This is a genomic window from Micromonospora lacuserhaii, from assembly GCF_036902735.1.
GTDB lineage: Bacteria > Actinomycetota > Actinomycetes > Mycobacteriales > Micromonosporaceae > Micromonospora.
Genome location: NZ_JBAKHO010000006.1, coordinates 92,374 through 107,103, shown reverse-complemented (window position 1 = coordinate 107,103; position 14,730 = coordinate 92,374). Strand labels below are relative to the sequence as shown.

General features: G+C 73.8%; 16 protein-coding genes and 1 pseudogene. 11 read left to right on the top strand and 6 right to left on the bottom strand.

Features of this window, described 5'->3' with window-relative positions:
- Window positions 1–8: 8 nt before the first annotated feature.
- The 8 genes from ctaD to qcrB are packed head-to-tail and all read left to right on the top strand — an operon-like array spanning window position 9 to window position 7,733.
- A complete protein-coding gene (gene ctaD / locus V6U81_RS06290) occupies window positions 9–1,937 on the top strand; it encodes a cytochrome c oxidase subunit I (protein ID WP_334485375.1) in 1,929 nt (642 codons plus the stop codon).
- On the top strand, window positions 1,934–2,563 hold the full coding sequence (locus tag V6U81_RS06285) for a cytochrome c oxidase subunit 3 (protein WP_334485373.1): 630 nt from the start codon (window positions 1,934–1,936) through the stop codon (window positions 2,561–2,563). Before ctaD ends, V6U81_RS06285 begins: the two co-directional genes overlap by 4 nt.
- On the top strand, window positions 2,563–2,964 hold the full coding sequence (locus V6U81_RS06280; protein ID WP_334485371.1) for a hypothetical protein: 402 nt from the start codon (window positions 2,563–2,565) through the stop codon (window positions 2,962–2,964). Before V6U81_RS06285 ends, V6U81_RS06280 begins: the two co-directional genes overlap by 1 nt.
- A complete protein-coding gene (locus tag V6U81_RS06275; protein ID WP_334485369.1) occupies window positions 2,952–3,866 on the top strand; it encodes a cytochrome c oxidase assembly protein in 915 nt (304 codons plus the stop codon). The genes V6U81_RS06280 and V6U81_RS06275 overlap by 13 nt, the downstream gene beginning before the upstream one ends.
- A complete protein-coding gene (locus tag V6U81_RS06270) occupies window positions 3,863–4,255 on the top strand; it encodes a c-type cytochrome (protein ID WP_334485367.1) in 393 nt (130 codons plus the stop codon). Before V6U81_RS06275 ends, V6U81_RS06270 begins: the two co-directional genes overlap by 4 nt.
- 3 nt (window positions 4,256–4,258) lie before the next feature.
- Window positions 4,259–5,062 carry a cytochrome bc1 complex diheme cytochrome c subunit gene (qcrC, locus tag V6U81_RS06265; protein ID WP_334485365.1) on the top strand — a complete coding sequence of 268 codons (804 nt, stop codon included), beginning with the start codon at window positions 4,259–4,261 and terminating at the stop codon, window positions 5,060–5,062.
- Entirely contained in the window at window positions 5,059–5,922 is an 864-nt protein-coding gene (locus V6U81_RS06260) for a ubiquinol-cytochrome c reductase iron-sulfur subunit (protein ID WP_334485363.1), read from the top strand. The genes qcrC and V6U81_RS06260 overlap by 4 nt, the downstream gene beginning before the upstream one ends.
- Complete coding sequence (qcrB, locus tag V6U81_RS06255) at window positions 5,919–7,733, top strand: cytochrome bc1 complex cytochrome b subunit (protein ID WP_334485361.1); 1,815 nt, start codon at window positions 5,919–5,921, stop codon at window positions 7,731–7,733. Before V6U81_RS06260 ends, qcrB begins: the two co-directional genes overlap by 4 nt.
- Before the next feature lie 30 nt (window positions 7,734–7,763).
- Here qcrB and V6U81_RS06250 read toward each other — a convergent pair.
- The 4 genes and pseudogenes from V6U81_RS06250 to bioB form a co-directional block, all read right to left on the bottom strand.
- A pseudogene (locus V6U81_RS06250) lies at window positions 7,764–7,880 on the bottom strand (helix-turn-helix domain-containing protein); the annotation flags it as partial.
- Window positions 7,881–7,984: 104 nt separating this feature from the next.
- A complete protein-coding gene (locus V6U81_RS06245) occupies window positions 7,985–8,491 on the bottom strand; it encodes a GNAT family N-acetyltransferase (RefSeq protein ID WP_334485359.1) in 507 nt (168 codons plus the stop codon).
- A 4-nt stretch (window positions 8,492–8,495) separates the two neighbouring features.
- The gene (bsaP, locus tag V6U81_RS06240) at window positions 8,496–8,699 is read right to left on the bottom strand and encodes a biotin synthase auxiliary protein BsaP (RefSeq protein WP_334485357.1); all 204 of its coding nucleotides are present in this window, start codon (window positions 8,697–8,699) and stop codon (window positions 8,496–8,498) included.
- Window positions 8,700–8,707: 8 nt separating this feature from the next.
- Window positions 8,708–9,703 (bottom strand): biotin synthase BioB, encoded by a 996-nt coding sequence (bioB, locus tag V6U81_RS06235; protein WP_334485355.1) that lies wholly within the window; start codon window positions 9,701–9,703, stop codon window positions 8,708–8,710.
- Between the two features lie 230 nt (window positions 9,704–9,933).
- Between bioB and V6U81_RS06230 the strand changes: the two genes are divergently transcribed.
- Both V6U81_RS06230 and bioD read left to right on the top strand, forming a co-directional pair.
- Complete coding sequence (locus V6U81_RS06230) at window positions 9,934–11,070, top strand: 8-amino-7-oxononanoate synthase (protein ID WP_334485353.1); 1,137 nt, start codon at window positions 9,934–9,936, stop codon at window positions 11,068–11,070.
- 20 nt (window positions 11,071–11,090) lie between these two features.
- On the top strand, window positions 11,091–11,795 hold the full coding sequence (bioD, locus tag V6U81_RS06225; RefSeq protein ID WP_334485557.1) for a dethiobiotin synthase: 705 nt from the start codon (window positions 11,091–11,093) through the stop codon (window positions 11,793–11,795).
- 42 nt (window positions 11,796–11,837) lie between these two features.
- On the opposite strand, the gene V6U81_RS06220 is transcribed toward bioD, so the two are convergent.
- Together V6U81_RS06220 and V6U81_RS06215 are read right to left on the bottom strand one after the other, a co-directional pair.
- Window positions 11,838–12,998 (bottom strand): cytochrome P450, encoded by a 1,161-nt coding sequence (locus V6U81_RS06220; protein ID WP_334485351.1) that lies wholly within the window; start codon window positions 12,996–12,998, stop codon window positions 11,838–11,840.
- A 9-nt stretch (window positions 12,999–13,007) separates the two neighbouring features.
- Window positions 13,008–13,679: a class I SAM-dependent methyltransferase gene (locus V6U81_RS06215; RefSeq protein WP_334485349.1), complete on the bottom strand. Its 672-nt coding sequence runs from the start codon at window positions 13,677–13,679 to the stop codon at window positions 13,008–13,010.
- Window positions 13,680–13,860: 181 nt separating this feature from the next.
- On the opposite strand from V6U81_RS06215, the gene V6U81_RS06210 reads away from it, so the two are divergent.
- Window positions 13,861–14,694 carry a hypothetical protein gene (locus V6U81_RS06210; RefSeq protein ID WP_334485555.1) on the top strand — a complete coding sequence of 278 codons (834 nt, stop codon included), beginning with the start codon at window positions 13,861–13,863 and terminating at the stop codon, window positions 14,692–14,694.
- The last annotated feature ends 36 nt before the right edge of the window (window positions 14,695–14,730 follow it).

The window sequence follows — 14,730 nt, the reverse complement described above, 5'->3', positions numbered from 1 at the left end:
GCGCGCTGATGTCCGCGACCATCACACCGCCGTCCGGCATCAGCCGCGAGGAGCTGACGCGGCTGACGGAACAGTGGGCCGAGCCCCCCTCGCTGCGGGCCTGGTTCAGCACCGTCGACCACAAGAGGATCGGCCGCCGCTACCTGGTCACCGCCGGGTTCTTCTTCGTCCTGGCCGGGCTCAGCGCACTGGTCATGCGGACCCAGCTCGCCCGACCCGAGGCGGGGGTCGTGTCGCCCCAGGAGTACAACCAGCTCTTCACCATGCACGGCACGGCCATGATCTTCCTGTTCGCCACGCCGATGCTGTTCGGCTTCGGCAACTTCCTCGTCCCGCTCATGATCGGCTCCCGGGACATGGCGTTCCCGAGGTTGAACGCGTTCGGCTACTGGGTCTTCCTCTTCGCCGGGCTGTTCATGTGGGCGAGTCTGCCGTTCGGTGCGGCGCCGAACAACGGCTGGTTCGCCTACGTGCCGCTCAGCGGAGAGCAGCACAACCCCGGCCTGCACATGGACGTCTACGCGCTCGGACTGCTCTTCCTCGGCATCTCCACCACCTCCGGGGCGATCAACTTCATCGTCACCTCCCTCAAGTTGCGCGCTTCCGGGATGTCGCTCAACCGGGTGCCGCTGTTCGTCTGGGCGATCGTGGCCACCGCATTCATGGTGATCTTCGCGCTGCCGGCGTTGAACCTGGACAACGCCATGCTCTTCCTCGACCGCCGGTTCGGCACCCACTTCTTCGACCCGGACGCCGGTGGGAACGTGCTGCTCTGGCAGCACCTGTTCTGGATCTTCGGACACCCCGATGTCTACATCATCGTGCTGCCCGCGCTGGGCATCGTCTCCGCGGTGCTGCCCGCGTTCACCCGCCGCGGCGTGGTCGGCTATCCGCTGATGGTGCTCTCCATCGTGGCCATCGCGATCATCTCGTTCGGGGTGTGGGTGCACCACATGTTCGCCACCGGACTGCCTCAGCTCTCGTACAGCTTCTTCAGCGCGGCCAGCACGATAATCACCATCCCGTCCGGGATCCAGATCTTCGCCTGGCTGGCCACCATGCTGCTCGGTCGGCTGGTCATCCGGGTGCCGCTGATGTTCGTCATCGGGTTTGTGGTGACCTTCGTGCTGGGCGGCTTCACCGGCGCGATGTTCGCGTTGACCGCGTTCGACCAGCAGGTCACCGACTCCTATTTCGTGGTGGCGCACTTCCACTACGTGCTGATCGGTGGGGCGGTCTTCCCGATGCTCGCGGGGATCTACTACTGGCTGCCCAAGATCACCGGCCGGATGTACCACGAGGGCCTGGGGCGCTGGGCGTTCTGGCTGGTCTTCGCTGGCATGCACGTCACGTTCTTCCCGATGCACCTCTACGGCCTGTTCGGCATGCCCCGGCGGGTCTACACCTACCGCAGCGAGCCGGGCTGGGACGGGTGGAACCTGGTCAGCACCGCCGGGTCGTACCTGCTCGCCGTCGGGCTGCTGCTTGTGCTCGTCGGCGTGGTGCACGCGGTACGCCGGGGCCGCCCGGCCCCGGCCGACCCGTGGGAGGGCGACAGCCTGGAGTGGTCGACCGTCTCGCCGCCCGAGCCGTACAACTTCCCGGTCCTGCCCCGGGTGTACAGCCTGCACCCGGCCTGGGACGAGCGGACCGCCGAGTCGACCGGCGTGGGCGCGACGGAGGACCGCATCCTCAGCGAAGGACGCCGCACGCTCTTCACCAGCGAGCTGGACGGCCGTCCCGAACGGGCGGTGGAGATGCCGGAGTCCACGCTCAAGCCGCTCCTGCTCGCCGGCGCGCTGTTGGTCTTCTTCACCGCCATGCTTCTGGCCTGGTATCCGGTCGCGGCCGTCGCCATGGTCGTGGTCGTGGCGACGATCGCGGTCTGGCTCTGGCCGCCCCGCCAACCCGAAGAGGAACCCGGGGTGGCGGCATGACCGAGCGGGGTGGGGTCCTGGCGGCGTCCACCAGCGCCGAGGCGCTGAGCACGGAGCTGCCGGTCGGCCGGTCGACCGGCTGGTGGGGCATGGTGATGCTGGTGGCCACCGAGGCCACCCTCTTCGCCTGCCTGCTCGGTAGCTACTTCTACCTCCGCTTCCAGTACGGCCCACAGTGGCCGCCGGACGGCATCCAGGACCCGGAGCTGCTCACGCCGCTGGTGATGACCGCCGTGCTGGTACCCAGCAGCCTTCCGGTGATCTGGGCGGAGCACGGCATCCGCCACGGCCAGCGGTGGCGGCTGCGCTGCGGACTGGCCACCACGCTGGCGCTCGGGATGACCTTCCTGGCCCTGCTGGGCACCGAGTACGCCGAGAAGCTGAAGCAGTTCACCATGACCACCGACGTGTACGGCTCGCTGTTCTACCTGATCACCGGCTTCCACGGGCTCCACGTGCTGGTCGGGCTGACCATGATCGGCTGGCTGCTCGCCGCCTCCCTGCACGGGGGCAGCTTCGGCGCCCAGCGGCACGAGCGGGTCCGCAACGCCGCAATCTACTGGCACTTCGTCGACCTGGTGTGGGTCGCCATCCTGTTCACCCTCTACCTCTCCCCGCGGCTGTGATGAACACCCGGCCCGGTCCGCACGCCCGGCTGGCCGGCGGCCTGCTGCTCTGGTACGGCGTGCTCGGTGGTGCCGTCGCCTGGGCGGTGCACCTGCTCGTCGGCTGGAGCCTGGACGAGCTCGTCTGTGCCGCCGGCTCCGAGCGGGTCTCCGCCGTACCGCTCTGGCAGGCCGTCGGCCTGGCGGTGGTGATCCCGGGCCTGGTCACGGTGGGGTCGCTGCTGGTGGCCGCGCTGGTCTGGCGACACACCGCGCGGGCACCGGCCACCGGCGCCGAGGATCCGGCGTTCGGCCGCTCCCGGATGCTCGCCGCCGTGGGCATCTGGGCCAACCTGCTGTTCCTGGCCATCATCGTGCTCGGCGGGGCCGCCGTGCTGGTGTTCCCACCATGTCAGGGCTGAGCGTCTACCGGGCCCACGGGCCCGGCCCGACCCCGGTGGCCGAGGGACTGCTGACCATGTTGGTGGTCGTCACGACCTGCCTGCTGGCGGCGGGATACGGGCGGGGCGTACAGGAGCTGTGGGTCCGTCGGGGTCCCGGTGAGGTCGTACCGGGCTGGCGGGTGGGCGCCTTCGCCGCGGGGCTGCTGGTGGTGCTCGCCGCGGACCAGGGCCCGCTGCACGAGATGGCCGAGGCCTCGTTCGCCGGGCACATGGCCCAGCACATGCTCCTCCTGCTGGTGGCGGGGCCGCTGCTGGCGGCGGGCGCGGCGGGGTTGCCGCTGAGCCTGGCCGCGCCGCCGCCGCTGCGCCGGCTGATCGCCCGGTGCCGGGTGGCGCCGCCGGTACGCCGGATGCGCCGGCCGACCGTGTCCGCCCTGCTGGCCGGAGCGGGGCAGACCGTCGGCCTCTGGTTCTGGCACCTGCCGGGGCCGTACGTCGCGGCGGTGGACCGTCTCGTGGCGCACGCGGCCGAGCATCTGTGGTTCCTGGCGGCGGCCTGGCTGTTCTGGGCGCCGGTGCTCGGCTCGGCACGGCACCGGGCGCCCGCGCCGGTGACCGTGCTGGTGCTGCTCGGCAGCATGCTGCCCGCCTCCGCCCTCGGCGCCGTACTCACCTTCGCCCCGGAACCGGTCTACCCCACCCGGATGTTCGACGCCTCGCCGCTCGCCGACCAGCAGCTCGCCGGCCTGGTGATGTGGGTGCCGATGGATCTGGTCGTGCTGGTCGTGGCGCTGACGGTGTTCCTGCGCTGGCTGCTGCGAATGGACCGGGACCGCCCCGACAGCCTGCGTCGGGGCCCGGTGCGCCCATGGACCGGCCCGGCGGCGGTCGAAGCCGGAACGGAAGGGAGGGTCCGATGAAGCTGTCCTGTCGGCTCTGGGCGCTCGGTGCGGCCCTGATCAGTCTGCCGGTCGTCGCGATCACCGGCTGCGCCTCGACGCCCGCACCGCCGCCCCCGGAGTCGCGGAGCGGGCGGCCCGACCGGGGCGCGGACCTGATTGCCCAGTACGGCTGCGGGTCGTGCCACACCATTCCCGGCGTCACCCGCGCCGACGGCCTGGTCGGCCCGCCCCTGACCCGCTTCGGCGCCCGCTCCTACATCGCCGGTGAGCTGCCGAACAACGCCGACAACCTGCGGCGCTGGATCTCCGACCCGCAGGGCGTGGAGCCGGGCACGGCGATGCCGAATCTGGGAGTCGACGCGATCGACGCGCAGGACATTGTTGCCTATCTCTACACCCTGGACTGACCGATGCGACAGCCACGAACGGCGACCCGCCTGCCCGCCCTGCACGCGCGCCGGGCCCTCGCGGTGGGACCCGTCCTGCTGCTCGCCGCCGGCCCGGTCGTGGTGGCGCCCGCGCCGACCCCGCAGGAGTCGGCGACCACGGCCGCCACCACGCCACCGCCCGGCTCGGGCGACCGGGGCAGGCAGCTCTACCTGGAGCACTGCGCGAGCTGTCATGGCGAGCAGGGACAGGGGTCGCAGCGGGGGCCTTCCTTGGTCGGCGTGGGTCCCGCCTCGACGGACTTCCAGCTCTCGACCGGCCGCATGCCCGTGTCCCAGGAGGTGCCGCAGGCCCGCCGCGGCGCACCCGTCTTCTCCGCCGATGACATCGCGGCCCTGGTCGGCCAGGTGGCCAGCTTCGGCGGGGGCGGGCCGCAGGTTCCGCGGGTCACGCCGGGGAACGTCGTCTCCGGCCGGGAGGTCTTCGCGGCGAACTGCGCCCCGTGCCACGGCGCCACCGGTGCCGGTGCGGTGCTGACCAGCGGCTGGATAGCCCCGCCGCTGTACGACGCCACGGCGACGCAGGTCGCCGAGGCGGTCCGGGTCGGCCCCGGGCTGATGCCGGTCTTCCCTGGTCAGGTCCTCAGCGACGCGCAGGTTAACGACCTGACCGGTTACGTGGAGCGGCTGCGCGGCGAGCGTCTGGACCGGGGCGGCAACCGGCTCGGGCGGCTCGGCCCGCTGGCCGAAGGGCTGGTGGCCTGGCTGGCGGTGTTGGGGCTGCTGGTGGCGGCCGCCCGGTGGCTGGGCCGGAGGGCGGGGGAGTGAGCGGCCGGCGTCCTTCGGCGGCCGAGCGGGCGGCAAGCCGTCGGATCATCACTGCATTCCTGGCCAGCGCGGTCGGGGCGGTGGGCTTCGCGGTGACGTACGGGCTGGGCGGGAACACCCGGTGGGAGGGGATCTGCCTGGCGGTGGCCTGCGCCGGCCTGGCTGTTGGTCTGGCGGTGTGGGGACGACGCCTCGTGCCGGTCGGCGGGTACGTCGAGGAGCACGAGGGCTTCGCCCCGCCCCCCGCGGAGCAGGCGATGACCGCGGCGGTGCTGACCGCGCCGGACAGCCCGGTGCGGCGGCGTGGCCTGCTCGCCGCCCTCGGACTGGCGTTGACCGCGCTCGGCGCCGCCGCGTTGTTCCCGCTGCGGTCCCTGCTGCCGTGGGACCGGGCCGACCCGGTGAAGGCGCTGAAGGACACCCCGTGGGGACCCGGCGTGCGGCTGGTCGACGGCGACGGACGCCCGCTGCGGCCCGAGGACGTGCCGGCGAACGCGATGGTCGGGGTGTTCCCGCAGGGCAACGCCGACGCCGGGGACGCCCCCGCCTTCGCGGTACGGCTGGAACCGGAACGCTTCACCCGGCCGCCCTCCGGCGGACACCTGGACGGCCTGGTCGTCTGGTCCCTGCTCTGCACGCATGCCGGCTGCCCGGTCCGGCTCTACCTCAAGGGCACCGGGCAGGTGCTCTGCCCCTGCCACCAGTCCTCGTTCGACCTGATGGCGAACGCCCGACCGGTGGCCGGCCCGGCCGCGCGGGCCCTGCCCGGCCTGCCCGTCGAGATCGGACCGGACGGCTTCCTCCGCGCCACCGGAGACTTCACCACACCGCCCGGCGCCGGCTTCTGGAGCCGGCCGTGATCACCGGCCGGCTGGCCCGCGCGCTGGACGACCGGCTGCGGCTCTCCCCGATCACCCGTCGGGCGCTGGCGAAGGTCTTCCCCGACCACTGGTCGTTCATGCTCGGCGAGATCGCGCTCTACTCGTTCCTCGCGCTGATCCTCACCGGCATCTACCTCACCTTCTTCTTCGACGCCAGCTCCGCCGACCGGGTCTACCACGGCGGGTACGCCCCGCTGGACGGCGCCACCACCTCCGCCGCATACGCCTCGACGGTCCGGTTGAGCTGGGACATCCGGGCCGGCCTGCTGATCCGGCAGACCCACCACTGGGCCGCGCTGGTCTTCGTCGCGGCGATCCTGCTGCATCTGACCCGGATCTTCTTCACCGGAGCGTTCCGCAAGCCGCGCGAGCTCAACTGGCTGATCGGCGTGACCATGCTGACCCTCGCGCTGGCCAACGGATTCACCGGCTACTCCATGCCGGACGACCTGATCTCGGGCATGGGACTGCGGATCATCGTGTCGGTGGTGGAGTCGATACCCCTGGTCGGAGCGTGGCTGGTGTCGCTGGGCCTCGGTGGGGAGTTCCCCTCCGACGTGATGATCCCCCGGCTGTTCATCAGCCACGTGCTGCTGGTGCCGGCGGTCCTGGTCGCCCTCGTGTCGCTGCACCTGGCCATCCTGGTGCGGCAGAAGCACAGCCAGTTCCCGGGCCCGGGGCGGACCGAGCACAACGTGGTCGGATCGCTGCTCTGGCCGAGCTACGCCCTGCGTTCCCTCGCCCTGTTCGCCTGGGTGCTGGCGGTGCTGTTCGCCCTGGGCGGCCTGGTGCAGATCAACCCGGTCTGGCTCTACGGTCCCTTCGAGCCGGCCCAGTCCACCTCACCGGCCCAGCCGGACTGGTACGTCGCCTGGGGCGACGGCGCGCTGCGACTGTTCCCGCCGTGGGAGTTCCGCATCGCCGGGCACCTCGTGCCGGTCCCGTTCTTGCCCGGCGTGGTGCTCGGCGGGATCACCTTCCTGGCCCTCTACGCCTGGCCGTTCGCCGAGCGGATACTTACACGGGACCGTCGGCAGCACCATCTGCTCGACCGGCCCCGCGACCATCCGGTCCGGTTGGCCGTCGGCGTCGGTGCGCTGACCTTCTACGTTGTGCTGACTGTCGCTGCGGGGGACGACATCCTCGCCCGGCTGCTGCGGGTGTCCGTCTACGACCTGCTGGCGCTGTTCCGGGTGCTGGCGCTCGTCCTGCCACTCCTGACCGGCGGGGTCGCATTCCTCGCGGCCCGGGCGCTGCGCCGGAGCGGATCCGGTGGCATCGGCGAACTCACCCGCGCCGACCTGGGGCGGGCCGGGGGGCGGGCGACGGGGGAGCCCGCAGACCGGAACGGCGCCGGCCTGCCGCTGACTCCGCCGCGGGACCGACCGGGTGAGCGGATCGAGCTGTGGCCGGACGGCGACGGGTGGCGCTGGCGTTATCGCGACGAGATGGGACCCGTGGTCATGTCCGCAAACCGGGCCGTGCGGTCGGAGGAGGAGGCGATCGAAGCTTCCCGGCTCGCGTACCCAGGGGTCGACCGGGTGGTGGTGCCCGGGCCGCCCCCGCCGTCGCCGCCCGGCCCGGTCCGCGCCGTTCTGCGCCGGTGGGGCCGCGCCGCGGCGGCGGGATCGCTGCTGGTCGCGGCCCTGGTGGACCGGCGGCGTGACCGCCGGCGCCCTGAGCGCACGGGACGCGATCCGTCGCCACCGCCGCAGGACCGGGAGCCGGCCGAATCCGGGCCGCCGGCCGAGGCCGCGGACGAGCCGTCGACACGGATCGGGCGGACATGAGACATCTGGTGTGCCAACCAACGGCGCTGCCCGACTCACCGTCGACGGCGCCCGCCCCAACCGGCGAGCGATCTCCCGCACGGACAGCCCCGCCGCCCGACCCAAACCGATCTCTTCCCGTTCCCCCGCCGACAACCGCCCCGCCACCAGCAACCACCTCCACCACATCAACGAAGGTGTTGCAACCAGCGGCTGAGCCCGCCGACCGAACGGGAAACTGTCCGAGATCCTTCAGGCTTTCACCGGCTGAGTCAGTCAGGCAGGTCCTCGGCGAGGAGGTCCATCAGGAGGGCGTCGTGCCAGCTGCCGTCCGCACCGCGTTCGTAGCGGCGCATGATGCCCACCGGCCGGAAACCGACCTTGGCGTACGCCCGGATCGCGGCGGTGTTCGCCGCGGCCGGGTCGATGGTGAGCCGGTGGTGGCCGTGCGCGGAGACCAGGTGCCGGGCCAGCGTGCGGATCGCGTCCCCGCCCAGCCCGGCGCCGTGCACCGCCGGGTCGAGGTAGATGTCCAGCGCGGCGTGCCGGTAGTCCGGGTCCGGCTCGGCGTAGTACTGCACCAGGCCGACGACCCGGCCGTCGTGCTCGATGGCGTACCCGGTGAGGTCGTCGTCGGCCAGCTCGGCGCGGACCGCGGCGACCAGGTCGTCGCCGCCGCGCCACCAGCGCCGTACCTCCGGTGTGGCCCGGATCGCCGCGAGGGCGGGCACATCCGCGTCCGTCACCGGTCGCAGCGTCACGCTCTGCCCCCGCAGCACCGGCTCAGCCCCGGATCTCGCCGTGCGCGACGCAGACCGCCGACCAGCCGACCGGGAGCACCTGCACCTTCATCCGACGGCGGCAGTGCGCGCAGTACCGCGGCGGCTCCAGCGCCCGCGCTGCCGCGCAACCCGGGTGCGGGACCGCCGTGGCGCTCTCGCCGCAGCGGTCGCACCAGGTCACCGTGGGCTCGACCAGTTCGGTCACCGTCTACCTCACAGGGTCGCGGAGAGGGCCTTGACCGGCATCTTCAGGTCGTCGAGCAGCTCCAGGTCGGCGGTCGCCGGCCGACCCAGGGTGGTCAGGTAGTTGCCGACGATGACCGCGTTGATCCCGCCGAGCAGCCCGTCGCGGGTGCCCAGGTCGCCCAGCGTGATCTCCCGGCCGCCCGCGTACCGGAGGATGGTGCGCGGCATGGCCAGCCGGAACGCGGCGATGGCCCGCAGCGCGTCCTTCCCCTCCACCACCGGGCGGTCACCCAGCGGGGTGCCCGGCCGGGGGTTGAGGAAGTTCAGCGGCACCTCGTGCGGGTCCAGCGCGGCGAGCTGGGCGGCGAACTCGGCGCGCTGCTCCACCGTCTCGCCCAGGCCGAGGATGCCGCCGCAGCAGACCTCCATGCCGGACTCGCGGACCATCTTCAGCGTCTCCCAGCGCTCCTCCCAGGAGTGCGTGGTGACCACGTTCGGGAAGTAGGAGCGGCAGGTCTCCAGGTTGTGGTTGTAGCGGTGCACGCCCATCTCGACCAGGTCGTCGACCTGCTCCTGGCTGAGCATGCCCAGCGACGCGGCGACCTGGATGTCGACCTCCGCCTTGATGGCGGCGACGCCCTCGCGCATCTGCTTCATCAGCCGGTCGTCCGGGCCGCGCACGGCGGCCACGATGCAGAACTCGGTCGCCCCGGTCGCGGCGGTCTGCTTCGCCGCCTCGACCAGGGAGGGGATGTCCAGCCAGACCGAGCGGACCGGGGAGGTGAACAGGCCGGACTGCGAGCAGAAGTGGCAGTCCTCCGGGCAGCCGCCGGTCTTGAGCGACACGATGCCCTCGACCTCGACCTCCGGGCCGCACCAGCGCATCCGTACCTCGTGGGCGAGCTGCAGGGCGGCGGGGACGTCTTCGTCGGGCAGGTTCAGCACGGCGAGGACACCGGCCTCGTCGAGGCCGACGCCGTTCTCCAGCACCTGGGTCCGGGCCTGGTCGAGGATCTCTGGCATGGCTCGTACCCTACAAGGCCCCTCGGCGCCGAGAAATGGCCGCTTCCCCGGGCTCCGGATGTCCGATGTCGGTCAGTTCGTCGGCCAGCAGCGCCCGCACCGGCGCATCCGTCGACCCGGCGAGCTGAACCGAGGTTGAGGTCAAGGCGAACCGAGTGGAACCGCCGGGCCCCGGCGGGCGGGTGGTAACTTCGCCCGGCGGAAGCGGTCGACGGCGGTGGGGAGTGACGGTGGCGGACTGGCTGGCGGCGCTCGACCGCCGCGCCGAGTTGCGGGCCAAGGCGGGACTCACCCGGACACTGCGCCCCCGCGCCGCCGGCGACGCCGTGGTCGACCTGGCCGGCAACGACTACCTGGGCCTGGCCACCCACCCCGAGGTCACCGCCGCCGCCGCGCGGGCACTGTCCGCGTACGGGCTGGGTGCCACCGGGTCGCGGCTGGTGCGCGGCTCCACCGACGCCCACCACGCCCTGGAGGACGCCCTGGCCGGTTGGCTCGGCGCCGACCGGGCACTGGTCTTCTCCTCCGGCTACCTGGCCAATCTGGCCGCCGTCCGCGGGCTCGTCCAGCCCCGCACCCTGCTCGTCTCCGACGCGCACAACCACGCCTCGCTGATCGACGGCTGCCGGATCTCCGGCGCGGAGACGGTGGTCACCCCGCACGCCGACGTCGACGCGGTGGCCGCCGCGCTGGCCGCCGCGCCCGGCCGCCCGGCGGTGGTGGTCACCGAGTCGGTCTTCTCCGTCGACGGGGACCTCGCCCCGCTGGCCGCGCTGCACGCGGTGGCCCGCCGGCACGGCGCGCTGCTGCTGGTCGACGACGCGCACGCGCTCGGCGTCACCGGTCCGGCCGGCGCCGGCGGGGTCGCCGCCGCGGGGCTGGCCGGCGAGCCGGACGTGGTGGTCACCGCCACCCTCTCCAAGGCGCTCGGTGGCGCCGGCGGGGTGGTCGCCGGGCCGGCCGAGTTCGTCCGGCACCTGATCGAGACGGGTCGGACCTTCATCTTCGACACCGCGCCGCCGCCCGCGGTCGTCGCCGGCGTGCACGCCGCCGTCGAGCTGGCCCGGGCCGGCGACGACCTGCGCGCCGAGCTGGCCGACCGGGCCGCGTCGGCGGTGCGCCGGCTGACCGCCGCCGGGCTGACCGTCTCCGCCCCCGACGCCGCCGTGGTGTCGGTGACCGCCCCCGGCCCGGAGGCGGCCACCACCTGGGCCGCCGACTGCCGGGACCGCGGCGTCGCGGTCGGCTGCTTCCGCCCGCCGTCCACCCCGGACAGCCGATCCCGGCTGCGACTGACGATCTCCGCCGGGGTGCCGCGGGCCGACTTCGACCGCGCCCTGGAGGTCATCGTGGAGTGTGCGCCTTGACCAGCCCATGGAAGGGGGCGGTGCTGGTCACCGGCACCGACACGGAGGTCGGCAAGACGGTGGTCACCGCTGCCATCGCGGCCGCCGCGCAGGCCGCCGGCCTGCGGGTGGCGGTGATCAAACCAGGGCAGACGGGTACGGCCTCCGGCGAGCCCGGCGACGTCGACTCGGTGACCCGGCTGGCCGCCCCGCTGACCGGCCGGACCCTGGCCAGCTATCCGGACCCGCTCGCCCCGCTCGCCGCGGCCCGGGTCGCCGAGCTGGAACCGCTGGAGCTCTACACCGCGGTCGACGCGATCCGGGCCGAGGTCGACAAGCACGACCTGGTGCTGATCGAGGGGGCCGGCGGGCTGCTCGTACCGATGGGGCTGCGCCCGTCCGGCGAGCCGTGGACGGTGGCCGACCTGGCGGTCTCCCTGGACGCCCCGGCGGTGGTGGTGGCCCGCGCCGGGCTCGGCACGCTCAACCACACCGCGCTGACCCTGGAGGCCCTGGAGCGACGGGCGGTCCCCGCCGGGGTGGTGATCGGCGCCTGGCCGACGGAGCCGGAGCTGGTGCACTGGACCAACCTGACCGACCTGGTACCCGACCTGCTCGGCGCGCTGCCGATGGGCGCGGGCGCGATGGACCCAGGGGTCTTCCGGCGTTCCGCCCCCGGCTGGCTCACCCCGGCCCTCCACGGGGTGCTCGACGACTGGCGGGCCTGGGCCGAGGAGATCAGCTGAACACCTGAGGGTCGTCGTTGCCCCGGTCGCCTCTCTGGCAGCTCAGGGCCGACGGACCACGAACGCGTCCGGCATCCGGAAGGTGAGGTTGTCCGGGCACCACGGCGCGCGGACCACCGTCACCCCGTCCAGCAGTGCCGCGACCTCGGCGACCACCACCGCCGCCTCCATCCGGGCCAGCTGCGCGCCGACGCAGCGGTGCGCCCCGGCCCCGAAGGCCAGGTGCCGGCGCGAGCCGCGCTGACCGGGGAGGAACCCGGAAGGCTCCGCCACCACCTCGGGGTCGCGTCCGGCGCGGGCCAGCCAGAGCACCACGCTGGTCCCCGCCGCCACCGCCGTCCCGCCGAGCGTGGTGTCGGCCGCGGCCACCCGCCGCCAGGTCACGATCGGCGGCTCCAGCCGCAGTCCCTCCTCGACCACGTCGGCGACCGCCACCCTGCCGTCCCGCAGCCCGGCGCGGACCGTCGGCTCGCCGGCCAGCCGGTGCAGCAGCAGGGTGAGGAACTGCGAGGTGGTCTCCTGGCCGGCGACCAGCAGGAAGAAGAGCGCGCCGACCACCACGTCGGGGGAGTGGCCGGCGGCCCGGAGCCGGGCGGCGAGCCCGCCGCCGGTGGCGGCGAAGTCCCGCAGCACGGTGTGGAACCGGCCCACCTCGGCGGCCAGGGCGAGCTGCCGGTCGGCGTCCAGCGGGGCCCAGAACAGCTCCAGCGCGGCCCGGGCGAAATCCTTCACCGCCTCGACCGGGGCGTCCGGCAGGTCGACCAGCCGGGCCAGCACCAGCAGCGGCAGGTCGGCGGCGAGCGCGGCGTACAGGTCGACCGGTTCCCCGGCGGCCAACGCGGTATCCAGCCGGGCCACCCGCCGCCGGACCAGGTCGGTCAGCCAGGGCCGCTGCGCGTCCACCCGGGCCGGGTGCAGCGCCTCGGCGACGATTTCCCGGATCGCCGGGTGGCTCGCCCCGGAGTTGTTGGCAAGCGTCGGCGGCAGCCGGAACCGGTGCCGGGCGAGGATCCGCAGCGCCGCCACCGGGACCGGGGTCACCGCGTCCAGGGCGTTGTCGGGCAGCCAGGTCACCGGTTCGGCGAGGACCTGCCGGACCAGCGCGTGCCGGGTCACCACCAGGTGCGCGACGCCCACGTGGTCGACGACCGTCGCCACGTCGGGCCAGGGCGCGTCGACGGACTCCCAGCCCCGGAACAGCACGCCGACACGCTAGCGGGCGGCTCCCGGCGGTGTCGGGTCCAGCTCCCAGACGGTGGTGCGCTTCACCCGTACGCTCTCCAGCGCCTCCGGCACCGGCACGTCGTACGCGGCCAGCTCGCGGAACCGCTCGCGGGGCAGGAACGCCCGCCCGGGGTCGCCGACCAGCACCCGGGCCCCTTCGGTGCGGGCCGCCCGGAGCAGGAAACGCAGCATCCGCTTCGCCATCGCCTCGCTGTAGAAGACGTCCCCGGCGAGCACCACGTCCGCGCCTCCGGCGTCGCCGTCCAGGATGTCGCCGAGTTCGGCGTCGACGCGTACCCCGTTGGCGTCGGCGTTCAGCGCGACCGCCGCGACCGCCCGGTCGTCCACCTCGACGGCGCGCACGGACGCCGCGCCGGCCTTCGCGGCGGCGATGGCCACCAGGCCGGAGCCGGCGGCCAGGTCGAGCACCCGGCGGCCGGCGACCAGCTCGGGGTGGTCGGTGACGTAGCGGGCCAGGCTCTGCCCGCCGGCCCAGGCGAAGGCCCAGAACGGCGGGGGCTGGGCGCTGCGGAACTCGCCCTCGGTCAGCTCCCACAGCCCGATCGGCTCGTCGGCCTGGTGCAGCCGCACCTCGGGAACGAAGGGCACCGGGGCGAGCCGGGCGTGCAGCCGGACGAAGGCCGCGGAAAGGTCGGACACCCTGGAATTGTGCCCCGGCCGGCTTTCCGGGCGTGTCGCGGGGCGACGGTGACCGGTTCACCACAGCCGGTGATAACGCGCCCCGGATGTGGCGGTCGGTGCGAACACGCCCGTCTACCGGCTTCCCCGGCCCGCTCATAGCGTGGCGAGTGGACCGGACCCACGAAAGGACGAGGCGGTGATGACGGTGTGGCGCAACGCGCTGCGGGTCGGGGTGGTGCTGGCCTGCCTGTCGGCGACGGGGCTGGCGGCGCCGACGCCGGCGTCGGCCGCGCCCGGGTTCGCCACCGAGCTGAGCGGCCTGCCCGACGAGTTCAGCGCGGATGACCAGGTGCGCACGGTCTCCGCGGTGGTCCGCCGCGACGGCGGCGGTTGCCTCAAGGTGCGCTGGTCGATGGTGCTCAGCGTGCAGGGCGGCCTGCGGCTGGACCAGGTGAAGATGGACCGGGTGGAGGACTCCGGCTCCTTCCCGCTGGAGATCAGGACCGACGGGGACGTGGCCCGGCTGACCGACCGGGAGCTCGACCCGGGCACGCTCTGCCCGGACCGTACGGTCACCGCTCGCTACCAGGTGGCCTTCGCGGAGGACGTCACCGAGGGGCAGCTCACCCTCGCCGCCGAGGCGTACGACGAGGGTCTGCGCCTGCTCGCCCGGCAGACCGCCACCCGGGAGGTGGTCGGCGCGGCAACCGCCCCGACGGCCGAGCCGACGGTGCCGGCCGAGCCGACGGTGCCCGCCGAGCCGACCGTGCCCGCCACCGAGGACGCCGAGCCGACCGAGGCGGCGGTCGCCGACGTGCCGCCGCCCGCCGCCGCGAACCGGGCGCAGACCGGCCCCGGCGGCTTCGGGCTGGTACAGGCGGCCTTCCTCCTCGGTGGGCTGCTGCTCTTCCTCGGCGTCGGCCTGCTGATGCGGCTGCGGCAGCTCACCCGCGCCGCCGGCGCGGCCGACGGTGGCACCGGAGGCCGGCCCTTCGAGCGGCAGCCCGGGCGCTGGACGCCGGCCCGTCGCTGATCGGGGGCCGCCGGGGGCCGGGCATCGCCCGACCCC